This window comes from Burkholderia perseverans (assembly GCF_022870505.1).
Lineage (GTDB): Bacteria > Pseudomonadota > Gammaproteobacteria > Burkholderiales > Burkholderiaceae > Burkholderia > Burkholderia plantarii.
In genome coordinates this window covers 3,283,323-3,298,270 of the sequence record NZ_CP045094.1, presented here as the reverse complement: position 1 = coordinate 3,298,270, position 14,948 = coordinate 3,283,323, and the positions used below count along the sequence as shown (strand labels likewise).

17 protein-coding genes, 1 tRNA gene and 2 pseudogenes are annotated in these 14,948 nt (G+C 63.0%); 16 read left to right on the top strand and 4 right to left on the bottom strand.

The window, feature by feature from the left end:
- Positions 1–5 precede the first annotated feature (5 nt).
- From BpN12_RS29155 to BpN12_RS29120, 8 genes are read left to right on the top strand one after another with little or no spacing between them, the layout of a single operon-like run.
- Complete coding sequence (locus BpN12_RS29155) at positions 6–1,364, top strand: tail fiber domain-containing protein (protein WP_246795621.1); 1,359 nt, start codon at positions 6–8, stop codon at positions 1,362–1,364.
- Positions 1,361–2,041 carry a phage minor tail protein L gene (locus tag BpN12_RS29150; protein ID WP_246795620.1) on the top strand — a complete coding sequence of 227 codons (681 nt, stop codon included), beginning with the start codon at positions 1,361–1,363 and terminating at the stop codon, positions 2,039–2,041. Before BpN12_RS29155 ends, BpN12_RS29150 begins: the two co-directional genes overlap by 4 nt.
- Positions 2,042–2,788, top strand: a complete 747-nt coding sequence (locus BpN12_RS29145; protein ID WP_246795619.1) for a C40 family peptidase — start codon at positions 2,042–2,044, stop codon at positions 2,786–2,788.
- A gap of 2 nt (positions 2,789–2,790) precedes the next feature.
- Entirely contained in the window at positions 2,791–3,384 is a 594-nt protein-coding gene (locus BpN12_RS29140; RefSeq protein ID WP_246795618.1) for a tail assembly protein, read from the top strand.
- Positions 3,384–6,656 (top strand): TipJ family phage tail tip protein, encoded by a 3,273-nt coding sequence (locus tag BpN12_RS29135; RefSeq protein WP_246795617.1) that lies wholly within the window; start codon positions 3,384–3,386, stop codon positions 6,654–6,656. Before BpN12_RS29140 ends, BpN12_RS29135 begins: the two co-directional genes overlap by 1 nt.
- A complete protein-coding gene (locus BpN12_RS29130) occupies positions 6,656–6,937 on the top strand; it encodes a hypothetical protein (RefSeq protein ID WP_246795616.1) in 282 nt (93 codons plus the stop codon). The genes BpN12_RS29135 and BpN12_RS29130 overlap by 1 nt, the downstream gene beginning before the upstream one ends.
- A 3-nt stretch (positions 6,938–6,940) precedes the next feature.
- Entirely contained in the window at positions 6,941–7,675 is a 735-nt protein-coding gene (locus BpN12_RS29125; protein WP_246795615.1) for a hypothetical protein, read from the top strand.
- Positions 7,676–7,685: 10 nt separating this feature from the next.
- On the top strand, positions 7,686–7,994 hold the full coding sequence (locus BpN12_RS29120; protein WP_246795614.1) for a hypothetical protein: 309 nt from the start codon (positions 7,686–7,688) through the stop codon (positions 7,992–7,994).
- A gap of 11 nt (positions 7,995–8,005) precedes the next feature.
- Here BpN12_RS29120 and BpN12_RS29115 read toward each other — a convergent pair whose 3' ends face one another.
- Entirely contained in the window at positions 8,006–8,194 is a 189-nt protein-coding gene (locus tag BpN12_RS29115) for a hypothetical protein (protein WP_246795613.1), read from the bottom strand.
- A 121-nt stretch (positions 8,195–8,315) separates the two neighbouring features.
- Between BpN12_RS29115 and BpN12_RS29110 the strand changes: the two genes are divergently transcribed.
- From BpN12_RS29110 to BpN12_RS33345, 4 genes are all read left to right on the top strand, one after another.
- Complete coding sequence (locus BpN12_RS29110) at positions 8,316–8,876, top strand: glycoside hydrolase family 73 protein (protein WP_246795612.1); 561 nt, start codon at positions 8,316–8,318, stop codon at positions 8,874–8,876.
- Between the two features lie 60 nt (positions 8,877–8,936).
- Complete coding sequence (locus BpN12_RS29105) at positions 8,937–9,233, top strand: hypothetical protein (RefSeq protein WP_246795611.1); 297 nt, start codon at positions 8,937–8,939, stop codon at positions 9,231–9,233.
- Positions 9,234–9,310: 77 nt separating this feature from the next.
- Positions 9,311–9,775 (top strand): hypothetical protein, encoded by a 465-nt coding sequence (locus BpN12_RS29100; protein WP_246795610.1) that lies wholly within the window; start codon positions 9,311–9,313, stop codon positions 9,773–9,775.
- A complete protein-coding gene (locus BpN12_RS33345) occupies positions 9,772–10,596 on the top strand; it encodes a patatin-like phospholipase family protein (protein ID WP_280529144.1) in 825 nt (274 codons plus the stop codon). Before BpN12_RS29100 ends, BpN12_RS33345 begins: the two co-directional genes overlap by 4 nt.
- A 52-nt stretch (positions 10,597–10,648) precedes the next feature.
- Here the strand turns inward: BpN12_RS33345 and BpN12_RS29090 are convergent, their stop codons facing one another.
- From BpN12_RS29090 to BpN12_RS29080, 3 genes are all read right to left on the bottom strand, one after another.
- Positions 10,649–11,188 carry a hypothetical protein gene (locus BpN12_RS29090; RefSeq protein WP_246795609.1) on the bottom strand — a complete coding sequence of 180 codons (540 nt, stop codon included), beginning with the start codon at positions 11,186–11,188 and terminating at the stop codon, positions 10,649–10,651.
- Between the two features lie 241 nt (positions 11,189–11,429).
- Positions 11,430–11,504 (bottom strand) — tRNA-Arg (locus BpN12_RS29085).
- Positions 11,505–11,720: 216 nt separating this feature from the next.
- Positions 11,721–11,903 carry a rubredoxin gene (locus BpN12_RS29080; RefSeq protein ID WP_198251460.1) on the bottom strand — a complete coding sequence of 61 codons (183 nt, stop codon included), beginning with the start codon at positions 11,901–11,903 and terminating at the stop codon, positions 11,721–11,723.
- A gap of 285 nt (positions 11,904–12,188) precedes the next feature.
- Between BpN12_RS29080 and BpN12_RS29075 the strand changes: the two genes are divergently transcribed.
- From BpN12_RS29075 to BpN12_RS33475, 4 genes and pseudogenes are all read left to right on the top strand, one after another.
- Positions 12,189–12,599, top strand: coding sequence for a DUF4399 domain-containing protein (locus BpN12_RS29075; RefSeq protein ID WP_246795608.1), 411 nt, complete (start codon positions 12,189–12,191; stop codon positions 12,597–12,599).
- Between the two features lie 183 nt (positions 12,600–12,782).
- Positions 12,783–13,667 (top strand): annotated as a pseudogene (locus BpN12_RS33485) (ABC-F family ATP-binding cassette domain-containing protein); the annotation flags it as partial.
- Between the two features lie 210 nt (positions 13,668–13,877).
- A pseudogene (locus BpN12_RS33480) lies at positions 13,878–14,192 on the top strand (ATP-binding cassette domain-containing protein); the annotation flags it as partial.
- Positions 14,193–14,225: 33 nt separating this feature from the next.
- The gene (locus BpN12_RS33475; protein ID WP_425306380.1) at positions 14,226–14,810 is read left to right on the top strand and encodes an ATP-binding cassette domain-containing protein; all 585 of its coding nucleotides are present in this window, start codon (positions 14,226–14,228) and stop codon (positions 14,808–14,810) included.
- Positions 14,811–14,948 lie beyond the last annotated feature (138 nt).

The window sequence follows — 14,948 nt, the reverse complement described above, 5'->3', positions numbered from 1 at the left end:
ATTCGATGGCTACTCTTCAGAAAATCGTGTTGGGTACGCCCCCGAAGGGCGAAGACGGTGACACCGTGCGCGCATCGCAAACCAAGGCGAACGCTAACGTCGACGTGCTGAACGCGCAACTGCCGATCGTGAGCGCGGGGTCGCCGATCACCGTTCCGTATACTGCGCTCAATGCGGGCAATCACCTTGGCCGTCGCGTCGCGATCAACCTGACAGGTCCCGGCCCGGTTCAAATGCCCGCGGCTTCGACGTGTTCCGTTGACGGTGTCGTGCTGCTCTCGAATATCGGAGCTATCGCGGCGCAGATCATCGGTCTAAGTGGGGCGGGAGACTCGGTGGCGATTTCGAGTCTCAACCCCGGCGAATCGGCGCTCATGGCGACCGATGGCGTACATGGGTGGTCGTGCCTCATGCGCGGACGGAGTGGCAGCGACAACGAAACTGTGAACGGTGCTCTGAGCGTCGGCGGCGCACTCAGCGTAGCGGGCGCGCTATCGGTGACGGCCGGGATCACGGCGAAGGGCTCGTTGACCGCGACGTCGAGCGTTGGTGTCAACGGGCCTGCCGAGACGTCTCGCTACGTCATGTTCTACACCGGCGGCGTTGCGCGGTGGAGCGCACAGGCATCGTACGATGCAGAAAATGATTCAAACGCGGGCAGTTCGTGGCTGCTCGGGCGGCACACGAACGACGGTTCTTACGCGGAGACCGTGCTTTCGTTCAGTCGTTCGACGGGGGTGGGGGCATTCGCGCATCGGCCGATGTTCGGCAGCGCGACGCCTTGGGACAGTGCGAATCTTCCGACTCCCCAAGCTGCTTTGGGCTATGTGCCGATCAACAAGGCGGGTGACAGCGGGATCGGTGCTCTGGCGGTGACGTCGCTGCAAGCGCCGAGTGTGTTCGTTGGGAGTGCCGGCTATATGGTCATGTACGACACCGGCAGTAGCGGCATCGGGTTCCGTGCGGGGACGAGCGCAGCGCCGAAGTATTTCAGTTTCGACGCCTCGGGCAATGGCTACGCCGCGAACGGCAGTTGGGTGAACGGCTCGGATGCGGATTTGAAACAGAACGTCGAGACGATCGACGATGCGCTGTCGAAAGTCCGTGCGTTGCGGGGCGTGTCGTACGAAAAAATTGGCGTGCCCGGCTCTCGGCATCTAGGCGTGATTGCTCAGGAGGTCCAGCAAGTATTTCCCGAAGTGGTACACGACATGCCGGGCGCCGATAACGAGGGTGGCCGTTTCCTCGGGGTGTCATATGGGAACCTCGTCGGACCGTTGATCGAAGCGCTAAAGATCCTTGCCGACCGTGTTGATGCGCTTGAGTCGTCGCGCGGCGTGGCGGGTGTGGAGGGCGCTCAATGACGATCACTGCGGATATTCAGTCGCTGGAACCGGGCGACCTGATCGAGCTGTTTGAAGTCGATTGCACGTTGATCGGCGGCGACATGCTGCGGTTCCACGGTCACTTGCAGTCTGCTTCGATCTGGTGGCAAGGCAACGAGTACACAGCGTGGCCGATCCAGGCCACGGGTTTCGGGCACACGTCCGATGCTCAGCAGCCCGCACCGAAACTGACAGTCGGCAACGTGAGCGGCACGATCTCGGCGCTGTGTGTCGCGCTCGATGATCTGGTGGGGGCGAAGGTGCGCCGGCGTCGCACGCTGGCGAAGTATCTCGACGCGGTCAATTTCCCCGGTGGCAACCCCACTGCGGACGCGACGGAAGAGATGGCGCCCGAGCTTTGGTATATCGAGCAAAGAAGCAGCGAGACGAATGCTCAGGTCGAATTCACGCTTTCGAGCGCGCTTGATTTCGGCGGCCAGCAGCTGCCGGCGAGGCAGATCGTGTCCATCTGTCAGTGGCAATACCGTGATCCGGATTGTGGCTACACCGGCACCGCGTATTTCGATGCAAGCGACCGGCCGGTTAGCGACCCTGCGCTAGATCGGTGTAGCAAGCTAACGAGCGGCTGCGAATGCCGGTTCGGTGTCAACGAGCCGCTGTCTTTCGGCGGTTTCCTGAGCGATACGCTTTCATAAATGAACGATTCGACGAAATCCGCGATCGCCGCGCATGCGATCGCGGAATACCCGCGCGAGTGCGTTGGGCTGGTTGTGCTCGCGCGTGGCGCTGAGGCGTACGTGCCGTGCGTCAACCGGGCGGCCACGCCGACCGAACAATTCGTGCTTGCGGCTGAGGATTATGCGAACGCCGAGGATGCCGGCGACATCGTCGCACTCGTGCATTCGCATCCGGGGGCGCCAGCTCGACCGAGCGCGGCGGACAAGGCGATGTGCGAAGTGAGTGGCATTCGGCGCTGGGTGATCGTCTCGGTGGGCGTGCAGGCGGATGGATCGATCGGCGCGGAAGGGTGGTTCGAGTTCGGGCCTTCCGGATTCGTCGCGCCGCTCGTCGGCCGTCAGTTCGTCCACGGCGTCCACGACTGCTATTCGATCGTGCGCGACTGGTATCGCCTGGAGCGCGACGTCGTTCTGCCTGATTTCCAACGGCGTGACGACTGGTGGGATGACGGCCACTCGTCGCTGTATCTCGAAAACTACCGCACCGCCGGTTTCGAAGACGTCGGGGCGAAAGCTACTTTGCGGGTGGGTGACGTGTTGCTCATGCAGATCCGGGGGCGCAACGGCGTGCCGAATCACGCGGGCGTTTACCTCGGTGACAACCAGATTTTGCACCACATGCACGGCCGCCTATCTGGTCGCACGGTGTGGGGTGGTATGTGGGCGCAGGCGCTACGAACGGTGCTTCGATATCGAGGGGGCTAAACGTGAACGAAAAAATCCGAACTATCAAGTTGTACGGCACGCTCGGTGCGCGTTTCGGCCGCGAATACCGACTCGCGGTTTCCTCGACGGCCGAGGCGGTGCGCGCGCTGTGCGCGATCGTGCCGGGCTTCCGGGCGTTCATGCTGAACGCAAAGGATAACGGCCTGACGTTCGCTGTGTTCAACGGGCGGCGCAATCTCAGCGAGGATCAGCTGCAACACCCGGTCGGTGACGACGAGATCCGAATCGCGCCGATCTTGATGGGAAGCAAGTCGGGCGGGCTGTTCCAGGTAATCGTTGGAGCGGCGTTGGTCGCGGCTTCGTTTATCCCTGGTGTGAACGCCGCTTTGTGGGCCGGCGCATCCTCGACGTTTCTGGGCTTGGGTGCCTCGATGGCGCTCGGCGGCGTCATGCAGTTGTTGAGCCCGCAGACGAGTGGTCTCGCCAGCGCGAGCGGCAACAACGGCACGTCTTACTACTTCAGCGGGCCGGTTAACAGCGATGCTCAGGGGGACTGCGTTCAGGTCGTCTACGGTCAGATGCGCGTGGGATCGAAGCGCGTGAGCGCCGGTATTTATGCCGAGGACCAAAGCTAATGAATTTTCTCGGAAGCAAGGGCGGCGGCTCGTCGGGTGCGGCCACTGAATCTCCGGATAGCCTGCATTCTGTCGCGACGGCGAAGGTGCTCGACGTCATTTCCGAAGGTCCGATTCAGGGGCTCGTGAACGGTCTCCAGTCGGTTTATCTCGACGATACGCCGATCCAAAACAGTGACGGCTCGACCAACTTCACAAACTATTCAGTTGATACGCGCACGGGCACACAGGATCAGACGTTCATGTCGGGCTTTTCGTCCGTCGAGAATGAGATCGCGGTCGGCGTCGCGCTCACGTCTGACGGGCCATGGGTTCACCAGCTCGAGAACGTGCAACTGACGGCTGCACGAATCCGATTCGGTGTGCCGTCATTGCAGCAGTCGAACCAGTCGACCGGGGATGTCATCGGCTTTCGCGTCGAGTACGCGATCGACGTCTCGGCCGATGGTGGTGCTTACGCGCAGGTGTTGTCAGGCGCGTTCGATGGGAAAACGACGTCGCTCTATGAGCGCAGTGTACGTGTCGAGTTGCCGGCTGCAACGACGGGCTGGCTCGTGCGTGTGCGGCGCCTCACGCCGAATGCACACAGCTCGTTGATTGCCGACACCGTGAACATCGAAGCGATCACCGAGGTCATCGATCGGAAGCTTCGTTATCCGATGAGTGCGCTTATCGGTCTGACTTTCGATGCAAGGTCGTTCAGTGCGATTCCGACCTGCGCTTACGATGTCAAAGGGATGATCATCAGTGTTCCGGCGAACTACGACGTCGACACGCGGACGTATGCCGGCACGTGGGACGGCACGTTCAAAACCTCGTGGACGGACAATCCGGCCTGGATTTTCTACGATCTCGTCTTGAACAAGCGCTACGGCCTCGGGAAGCTCGTCGACGCGACGATGATCGACAAGTGGGGTCTCTATCAAATCGCGCAGTATTGCGACGTGATGGTGTCGGACGGAAAAGGCGGTCAGGAGCCGCGCTTTACTTGCAACGCGGTGCTCCAGACGCGCGCTGACGCCTACAAGGTCCTGCAGGATCTGGCGACGGTATTTCGAGGCATCGCGTACTGGGGGCCCGGTGAGGTCGTCGCGAGCGCTGACATGCCGCAGGATCCGGAGTATGTGTACACGGCGGCGAACGTCGTCAACGGCGTGTTCGAATACGCTGGGTCGTCTAGGAGCACGCGCTATACAACGGCCCTGATCAGCTGGAACGATCCGTCGAATGGGTATAAACAGGCTGTCGAGTACGTTGCCGACGACGATGGCATTGCGCGCTACGGCGTCACGAAAGCGGAGATCACTGCGTTCGGTACGACGTCGCAGGGTCAAGCGCACCGACTCGGCTTGTGGACGCTGTTGACGAGCCGCTACGAGACGAACACGGTGTCCTTTTCGGTTGGGCTCGACGGCACGCTGTGCCCGCCCGGAACGATCATCGCGGTCGCTGACCCGGCGAAAGCGGGAAAGCGCATCGGCGGTCGCATTCGTGCGGCGAGCAGCAGAGTCGTGACGCTCGACAAGTCGCCGATCGTGTCCGCAGGCGATTCGCTAACCGTGATCCTGCCGACGGGCCGTGCGCAAAAGCGGACCGTGCAGGACGTTGCGGGAGACGCGCTGACGATTGATGCCGCGTTCGACGCGCAGCCGGTGCCGGGCGCGGTGTGGATGCTGGAAAGCGCGGACCTCGCGTCTCAGCTGTTCCGTGTCGTGAGCGTTCAGGAGTCCGACGACGACGGGCAGATCACGTACGCGATCAATGCGACGCAGTACGAACCGGGAAAGTACGCGGCCATCGACAACGGCGCGGCAATTCAGGTTCGGCCGATCACGATCATTCCACCGTCAGTGCAGGCGCCGCCGGCGAATGTGAGACTGTCGACGTACTCCGTGATCGATCAAGGCATTTCGAAGACGGTCATGGTGATCGCGTGGGATTCTGCGGCCAACGCGGTCAACTACTTGCCGGAGTGGCAGAAAGACAATGGCGAATGGGTGTCGGCGAATCAGACCGGCGGATTGCAAGTTGAAGTGAGCGGCATCTATCAGGGGGCGTACGTCGCGCGTGTGCGCGCTCAGAACGCGATGGGTGTGACGTCGATTCCGGCCTACGCGGCGAGCACGCAGCTCACGGGTAAGACGAGTCCGCCGCCGGCGCTCGTCAGCCTGACTGCGACGTCGCAGGTGTTCGCGATCAAGCTTGATTGGGCCTTTCCGGCGGATGGCTCGGCCGGTGACACGCAGCGCACGGAAATCTGGTACAGCCGGACGAACGATCGCACCGCGTCGGTGAAGCTTGCCGATTACGCGTATCCGCAGGCGACCGCGAATTTGATGGGGCTGGCCGCCGGACAGCAGTTCTATTTCTGGGGGCGGCTCGTCGACACGACGGGAAATATCGGGCCGTGGTATCCGGCCGGCGCCGGCGTGCAGGGCGCGAGCAGCGACGATGCTGGCGAGATTCTGACGTACCTCACCGGGCAGATCACTTCGACGCAACTGGCGGGGGATCTGCTCGCCCCGATCGAGTCGATTACGCCGCCAATGGCCGGCCAGGCCGATATCTACGCGGGCGACGACGTGTCGTATGCCGGCGTGTGGTCGATCCAGTCGGCGATGCAGGAAGCGGATCTAGCGCAGGCGCAGCGCACTGACACGGTGGCCGCGCAGCTGAAGAGTGCTGATCAGGCTCTGAGCGCGGCAATTCAGACCGAAACGACGGCTCGTGTCACTGCTGATAGCGCGCAGGCGGAGCAGATCACGACCGTGCAATCGGTTGCGAATGACGCTCAGGCCGTGGCTCAGACGGCGCAGTCTTCGTACGCCGACCTGAGCGGCCGTGTCGCCGCGAGCTATCAGATCAAGACGCAGATCACGGCGAACGGGCGTACGTACATCGCAGGAATCGGTGTGGGCGTCGACAACAGCAGCGGTGCCGTTGAATCGCAGGTGCTCGTGTCGGCCAGCAGGTTTGCGGTGCTGGATCCGAATGGCTCGACAGTGACATCGCCGTTCGTCATTCAGGGCGGGCAGGTGTTCATTTCGCAAGCCTTGATCGGTGCGGGCTGGATCACGAACGCCATGATCGGCAGCGCGATCCAGAGCGATAACTACGTGTCGGGCAGTCAGGGCTGGCAGATCAACAAAGCCGGCACGATGGAAATCAACGGGTCCGGCTCGACTTCAACATCTCAAATGCGCATCACGTCGCAGTCGCTCGTCATTTGGCAGGGCGGCGTTGACGTGATTCACCTGGGAACCGATCTCTAATGGCAAACGGGCTTCGCATCAAGAACGCGGCAGGGCAGGTCATCCTTGAAATCACGGACCGGATCACGTGCCAGAAAGGTGAGTTCACAACAAACGGCCCTTCGGGCAGTGTCGTCGTGCCGGTCGACGGCGCGCAGTTGGTATGGGCGTATTGCCACGACACGTCTGACAATGCCACGACGTGGGGGCCGCAGGTGTGGGTGGATGGAAACACCGTTAACTGGGAATACGCGGGCCTCAGCGGCAACGTGGATTGCCGAGTGACTTATGGGACTTATTGAGACATGTCTGTCGGTGCGCGCATCCGTAACAATCAAAACGTCCTGCAAATCGACGAGCGGTACAAGAACCTCGCGCTGTGGCAACGGGGCGCGACGTACGCGCAGCAGCTTAGCAATTACACGGACCCCGTTCGATACGTTGCGATGATCACTGTGCCCTACCATCCATCGGCGCTGCTCGGCTATCGGATGGTCGGATACGCGTGTTCGTTATGGCGGCGGATTATCAACGGCGACGGCACGATCACGTATCAAGTGATCTGTCAGACGAACGCAGCACCGGTTGAGTGGATTGTATTCGGCGACCCGGCGCTCATCACGCCGATCGGCCGTGTTGGCTTGAGGATCAAAAACCCGGCTGACGGCACTGTGTCGTTCGACAGCCGTTTGCCATACATGCGCGTCATCGGAACGGCCCAGGTGGGTAGCGTCTTTTATACGGGCGGTCCTGGGCCTGGCTCCGTGCTCGTCGATCAGACGTTCGCGGGGAAAGACATGTATCTCGTTCAGAACGTCGTTGCGAAGTGGCTCGACGTCTCGCAAGTAACTTTTCCGGGCCAGCCGATTCTCATACAGATTGAATACTGGAACACCAATTTTTATTGGAGGAGTCAGTCAAGCGTATACGGGAAAGTCGATCTCATCTATTCAGTGCAGGTGCAGAACCCGCCAATTCAGTACACGTCAGCAATCTATAGTTGGATGTCAGTAATGTTTCTCGATTGCACCTATTTTTAAGGGGTTTTTCATGCCGATCTTGATCGACTACACGACGCCCGGAACGGGCGCGGTAGCGGGGTACCACGTGGTGCAGCAAGTCACGTTCGATTATCAGAACACGCGCAGCATCGCTCAACTCGCATCGTTCGTCAGCAAAGACACGTACACGGCCGGCAAACAGCCGCTCTACGCGCAGCCGATCGAGTTCAGCGAACTGCCGACCGCCGGTATGTCGCCGCGCGACTACGCTGAGCAGAAGATCGTGGCGCCGGCGAGCGACAAAACTTCGCCCACTGCCGGGCGAGCGAATTTCATCGGCGGAACGGTGGAAAGCTGATTCAGGCAAGGCTATCGAGCGGCCGCCCACTGGGCGGCTTTTTTTATTTCCGGGGATCTATGAAGCACGAACCACAACACGGCGCGGGACCGCCATCGCTCGCTGAGCGCGTCGACGAGCACGGCGTAACGCTCGTTCGGCATGACGAACGATTCGATCAGTTTCAAGCGCAGATCGATCGTCGATTTGCTGGCGTACATGAAGCGCTCGAAGTGAACACGGAGATGACACGCGCTGCTGACGAGCGCTCGAAGCGAATCGAGCAAGACACGAAAACCCTGGTCGGAATCTTCGGCCGGACCGAGCGGGGCGCAAGTTACTTTGCTGGCCTCGCAAAGTGGTTGCGACGAGCGGCGATGTTCGTTGCGCCTTTTATCACTATCGGCGGGGCGCTGTGGGCGTTGCTTCACGGCCGGCCGCCATCGGGGGAATGATATGAAACCGGAAGATTTCATTGCAGCAATCGCGCCGGCGGCGCAAGCATCGGCGAAGGTCACGCGGATCCCGGCGAGCTTCACCGTCGCGCAGGCCGCACTCGAGTCGAGTTGGGGTGTGAATGCGCCCGGACACAACCTGTTCGGCATCAAAGCCGATTCGAGCTGGCACGGCCCGATCGTGATGGAAAACACGAAGGAGCACCTGCAGGGCCGCGACGTCCCGATCACCGATGCGTTCCGGGCATATCCGGACTGGCTCGGCAGCATCGCGGACCACGCGAAGTTCCTCACTTCGAACCAGCGTTACAAACCGGCATTCGCGTATACGAGCGGCGCGACGTTCGCGAAAGCGATCGCCGATGCCGGCTATGCGACCGATCCGAACTACGCGACGAAGCTGATTTCGATCATCAAGTCGCACAACCTCAGCGCACTCGACGGCTGAAGCGATCAACCGCATTTCAACAGCGGCCGCCATGCGCGGCCATTTTTTTTGGAGGTGCAAATGAACGTGTTGTATTTCGCTGGTGCGGTGTTGCTGTACGCCGCGTGGGGCGCGCTCGTGGTCGTCGGGAAGGTTGACGCGAATTCGTACGTCGCCGGCATCACCGGCGGCTTGGCGTGGATTGCAACGCATGCCACCACCAAATCCGGACGCACGGATTCGCGCAAGTCGCTGACGATTCCCGGTGCAGTCGCTCCGCTGGCCAGTGGTGCGGCCGCTGTTGCGGTCGCAGAGCCGGCTCCCGCAGTTACGTCGCCGGCGGCCGTCATGTCGGCGGCGCCGGCGGCAGTGCAGTAAGCCGGCGAATACGCTGGCGCAGGTCCATTTCTGAATCTCTCGCCGCGCTCGCGGCAATTCTCAACTGAAGGAACTCTATGAAAAAGCTCATGCTGCTCGCGGCAGGCATCGTCTTGTTCGCTGTCTCGATCGTCGGCTGCACGTCGGCTGCTCAACAGGCAGTCGCGAAGCTGGCCGCCGATGCACAAACGAAAGCGATCAAAGCCTGCGCACTCGTGCAACCGGTGCTGCTCGATCTGAGTGCGTCGATTCCGGCCGATCCGAATCTCGCGCTGCTCGCGACGGACAATGGCAAGCTGTGTGCCGCGGTTGCTACGCTCGATCCGTCGAGCGCGGCCGGCCTGGTCAACACCGTGATTCCGCAGGCGATCAGTCTGCTCGCGCTGTTGCCGATCGACAGCGTCACGCGCGAAGGAATTCGTATCGCGCTCGGTACGGCCTCGATCGCGCTGTCCAACTGGCTCGCGCAATCGAGCCCGCCGGTGGCGACGGTGCCCGCGTCCGATGCCTCGGTGCCGCTCGCCGCGAGCGCATCGCAATGAGGCCGATCCGGGTTGCTTTGAGCGGCTCGGGCTTTCGTCTGCCAGCGCATCTCGGTGCGCTGCAGGCGATCGTCGACGCAGGCCGTGAGATCCGCGAGCTGTCCGGTACCTCGGGCGGTTCGATCGTCGCCGCGCTATACGCGGCCGGCATGTCGTTGTCCGACATGCATTCGCTGTGCATGTCGCTCGACTGGTCGCCGATGATGCGGTTTTCGGCTTGGTCGGCCGTGCGTCGCAAAGCGCTATGCAGTGGCGACGAGCTGCTCTCGTTCCTGACGGACGCGACGGGCGGGCGCACGTTCGCGCAGCTCGGCGTCGAGCTGAAGATCGTCGCGGCGGATCTGTTGACCGAGCGCGAGTTCCAGCTGTCGCGCGCGACAACTCCCGACGTGCCGATCGCACTCGCTGCGCGCGCGAGCGCTTCGATACCGTTCGTCTTTCCGCCCGTTGCCGTCGCCGGCGCTTTGCTCGTCGACGGCGGCACGGCTGACAACGTTCCGGTCAGCGACCTGGTCTTCGACGAGGTTCCGCGCCTCGGCGTGTTCCTGCGATCCGACGACGCCGTTCTACCGCCCGGCGACTACGGGCTGCGTGTGCTCGCGCCGCGTGTTATCGATTTGATGCTCGCATCGAACGAGTCGGCACGAATCGCGGCTGACGTCCGTAGCGGCGCGGTGGTCGTGAGCGTGCCGACTGGCTATGCGAGTTCGTTCGATCGCAACATGTCAGTCGACGTGCGCCAGCGACTGTACAACGACGGTTATCGGATCGTCGCGGCCGCGCTGGCCGGGATGGACGCGGGCGCCGTGCGCGCGGCGTAGTGTGTCGCGAGTGGCGGCTGGCGAGCGAATGCGCTGGCCGCCATTCTCGCAATTAGCCGGGGTGTCTTACTTCGGCTTCGAGAATGTGACGAAGTAGCTTGGCCTCGGCTGAGTTCGGGAGGGCAATTTCGATCTCATGCACCAGCTTCGTCGCTCGCCGTATCAAGCGGCGCGTGTACACGGTTTCGAGCACGAGTCTTTGCGCGATAGTCTGATCCGTTGATTTCCGCCGGCAGATCGAGTGCCACGCCGCGCGCAGTTCGGCCCAGCTCACGCGGCGAAATTCCGGGAGCATATGGGATTGGGCGGCGCCTGGGTCGGGCTCGTCCGGTGCAGCGTTGAGCATTGCGCGCACCGTGTTGTACGTTGACCATTCGTCCGAGAATGGCCGGCGGAAGGCGCGCGGATTGTCGAGGGGGCCGCCGCGGTCAATTTCAATTTCGAGTTGGCGGACCATCCTGCGAAGCGGTACGATCGCCACGGGGTCTAGTCCAGCTTTATCGAATGCCCGGTCGACAGCGCGGACAGTATCGCGGCCATGCGTGCCGAGTTCGCGTAGCGTCACACGAAGGTGCAGGATCTCAAGGATCAAGCGATGCACTTCTGCATACGTGCATGAACGCCATATTGCTTCAAGCTCGGAGAGCTGCGGCGGGTCATTTGAGGGTAGGATCACGGTACGGCGCGGCATATGCTGTATGGACGTACAGTATATGCCGCGCCGATTGCTCTTTGTCGAGCCAAATATTGGGGGCGAGAATCTTAGAAGTTACGCCAGATTTACGCCAAATTCTCGGAGATCCTTTGTGGAATAAGGCTCTGAAGTCTTTCCTTGGTCCCCCCGACAGGAATCGAACCTGTATCTAGCGCTTAGGAGGCGCTTGTTCTATCCATTGAACTACGGGGAGCGGATAGTCGCGAAGCGGGCCGTTTGCCGGCGGCAAGGCCGGGGAGCGGCGGCTGACTTCATCAAGCCAAACTAGTACGACTCACCCCAGCAACCTTCATCGCGGGGCGGCCGTTCAGCGGGGGAGAGTATAGCAAAGACCGCCGCAGCCGAAAGCCGTACTCGATCCCGCTCACGAACGCTCACAGCACCTCACAGCGAGCCCGAGCCCGCCCCCTCAAAACTCCACGGCAACAAAGTCATCCTTGCCCACATCGCAAAGCGGGCAGCGCCAGTCGGCCGGCAGGTCCGCGAACCGCGTGCCGGCGGGGATACCTTCATCGGGCAAGCCTTCCGCCTCGTTATAGATCCAGCCGCAGATCAGGCAGACCCAGCTCTTGTACTCGACCACTTCGCTCATGACGGTAATCCCGACAGCCATATTGAATACGTGAAAAGAACATAAAAAACCACGACGGCGCCGTCCAATCGCCCGCCATCAACCGCAGTTGCCCGCCAGGCACGAAGCGCACCCCGAGCCAGCAAACCGCGCAATATACCCGAAACGCCGCCCCCGCCCGCCCGACACCGGCCAACCCTGCCTCCATCCCTCACGGTGTATGCTTGCCGCGCGTCACCCCTTCCCCCCGACCTGCCCGACCCGCCTGACAACAGGCCGCAGGGCAACAGGAAACAGGAGAGAACGATGATCAGCAAACGATGGATGGCCGCCACGCTTTGCGCAACCGCGCTTGCCGCGTCCGCCGGCGTCGCGCATGCCGCGCAGCCGCGCGTGTATTTCGTCGCGCCGAAGGACGGCGCCACGGTGTCGAACCCGGTTCACGTCGTGTTCGGCGTCGATGGCATGGCGATCAAGCCGGCCGGCGACCTGACGCCGGACACGGGGCATCATCACCTCGAGATCGACGGCGGCCCGGTGCCGAAGGATCAGGTGATCCCCGCCACGGAGCGCTCGCTGCACTTCGGCAAAGGCCAGACCGAAACCGACCTGACGCTGCCGCCGGGTCAGCACACGCTCACGCTGCAGTTCGGCGACGGCGCGCATCGCTCCTACGGCCCCGCCATGAGCCAGACGATCCACATCGACGTCAAGTAAGCCGCCACAGCCTCTCGCCCGCATCCCGCCCGCCGCGTGCCGTCCGCCCGCTCGCGGGGCGGTGCCGGGCGGCCTCGGGCGTCCGCGTGCCGAGGCGTTTTCCCGCCGCTCACCAAGCTTTTCACGGAATTCTTCCCCAAACTCCGTCACGCTGGCCGACCGGCCGGTACGGCGCCCGGCCCGATGCCCGTTACAATGGGCGTCTCCGAATCCTTCTCTTCGCCGTCTTCCCCCATGTCGCTCTATTCCATTACCGGCGCGCAGCTTGCGTTCGGTCACGTCGCGTTGCTGGATCACGCGGATTTCTCGCTCGAAGCCGGCGAGCGCGTCGGTCTGATCGGCCGCAACGGCGCGGGCAAGTCGTCGTTGCTGAAGATCGTCGCGGAGCTCGCGCGCCCCGACGACGGCCTGATCACGCGCCAGCAGGATCTGGTGACGGTCTACGTGTCCCAGGAGCCCGAGTTCGAGCCGGGGCAGTCGGTGTTCGACGCGGTGGCCTCGGGCCTCGCGCACACGCAGGCGCTGCTCGACGAGTTCGACACGATCGCGCACCGTCTCGCGGACACGCCGGAAGGCACCGAGCACGACGCGCTGCTGGCGCGCATGAACACGCTGCAGTCGGCGCTCGACACGGCCGATGCCTGGAACTGGCGCACCCGCGTCGCCACCACGCTCGCGCAGATCGGCCTGGACGGCGCGAACCAGGTGGAAGCGCTGTCGGGCGGGATGAAGAAGCGCGTCGCGCTGGCCCGCGCGCTGGTGCTGCAGCCGGACGTGCTGCTGCTCGACGAGCCGACCAACCACCTCGATTTCGAAGGCATCCGCTGGCTGGAAGAACTGCTGATCTCGCAGCGCTCGAGCGTGCTGTTCATCACCCACGATCGCGCGTTCCTCGACCGCGTCGCCACGCGCATCGTCGAACTCGACCGCGGCCGCCTGCTGTCCTATCCGGGCAACTTCTCGGGCTACCAGACGCGCAAGGCGCAGCAGCTCGAAGTCGAGCGCGTGGAGAACGACAAGTTCGACAAGCTGCTCGCGCAGGAGGAAGTCTGGATCCGCAAGGGCGTGGAGGCGCGCCGCACGCGCAGCGTGGGCCGCATCGCGCGGCTCGTGCAGATGCGCGAGGAGCGCTCGGCGCGCCGCTCGACGCAGGGCAACGTGCGGCTCGACGTGGCGCAGGGCGAGAAGTCGGGCAAGATCGTGGCGGAACTGACCGACGTGACGATCCGCTACGACGGCCGCGCCTACATCGACCGCTTCACGGCCACGGTGATGCGCGGCGACAAGATCGGCCTGATCGGCCCGAACGGCGTCGGCAAGACGACGATGCTGAAGCTGATCCTCGGCGAGCTGACGCCGGACGAGGGCAAGGTGCGCACCGGCACGAACCTGCAGGTGGCCTACTTCGACCAGATGCGCGCGCAGCTCGACCTCGAAAAAAGCCTGGCCGACACGATCAGCCCGGGCAGCGAGTGGGTGGAGATCGGCGGCGTGAAGAAGCACGTGATGAGCTACCTCGGCGATTTCCTGTTCGCGCCGGAGCGCGCGCGCTCGCCGGTGCGTTCGCTGTCGGGCGGCGAGCGCAACCGCCTGCTGCTGGCGCGGCTGTTCGCGCGGCCGGCCAACGTGCTGGTGCTCGACGAACCGACCAACGATCTCGACATCCCGACGCTCGAACTGCTCGAGGAACTGCTGGCCGACTACGACGGCACGGTGCTGCTGGTCAGCCACGATCGCGCGTTCCTCGACAACGTGGTCACCTCGGTGATCGCCTCGGAGGGCAACGGCCGCTGGCGCGAATACGTGGGCGGCTTCTCGGACTGGCAGGTGCAGCGCACGCGTGCCGACGAACTCGCCCAGCAGGATGCATCCCGGCGCGAGCCGGCGCCGAAGGACGAGGCGGGCAAGGCCGCGGCGGGCGGAGCCAACGCAGCCGGCGCCGCGGCGGCGGCCGCGGGCGGGCGCAACGCGCAGCGCACGGTCAAGCTCTCGTTCAACGAGCAGCGCGAACTCGACGCGCTGCCGGAAAAGATCGCCGCGCTCGAAGCCGAGCAGAAGGCGATCAACGAAAAACTCGAGGACGGCTCGATCTTCGCGCGCGACGCGAAGGAGGGCACGCGGCTGACGGAACGGTTCGCGGCGCTCGACGACGAGTTGCTTGCGGCGCTGGAGCGCTGGGAAGAACTCGAGGCCAAGCGCAAGCCGTCATGAGCGCTCACGCAAGGAACCAGTAAAATACGCCGCGTTCCGGCCCCCGGCGCCTCTCGCGGCGCCGGCGTGTCGTCCGCTTTCGGAGCAGTCGCGTAACCGGATTGTTTCGATCGGCTCGTTTATCGAATTCAACGTTTT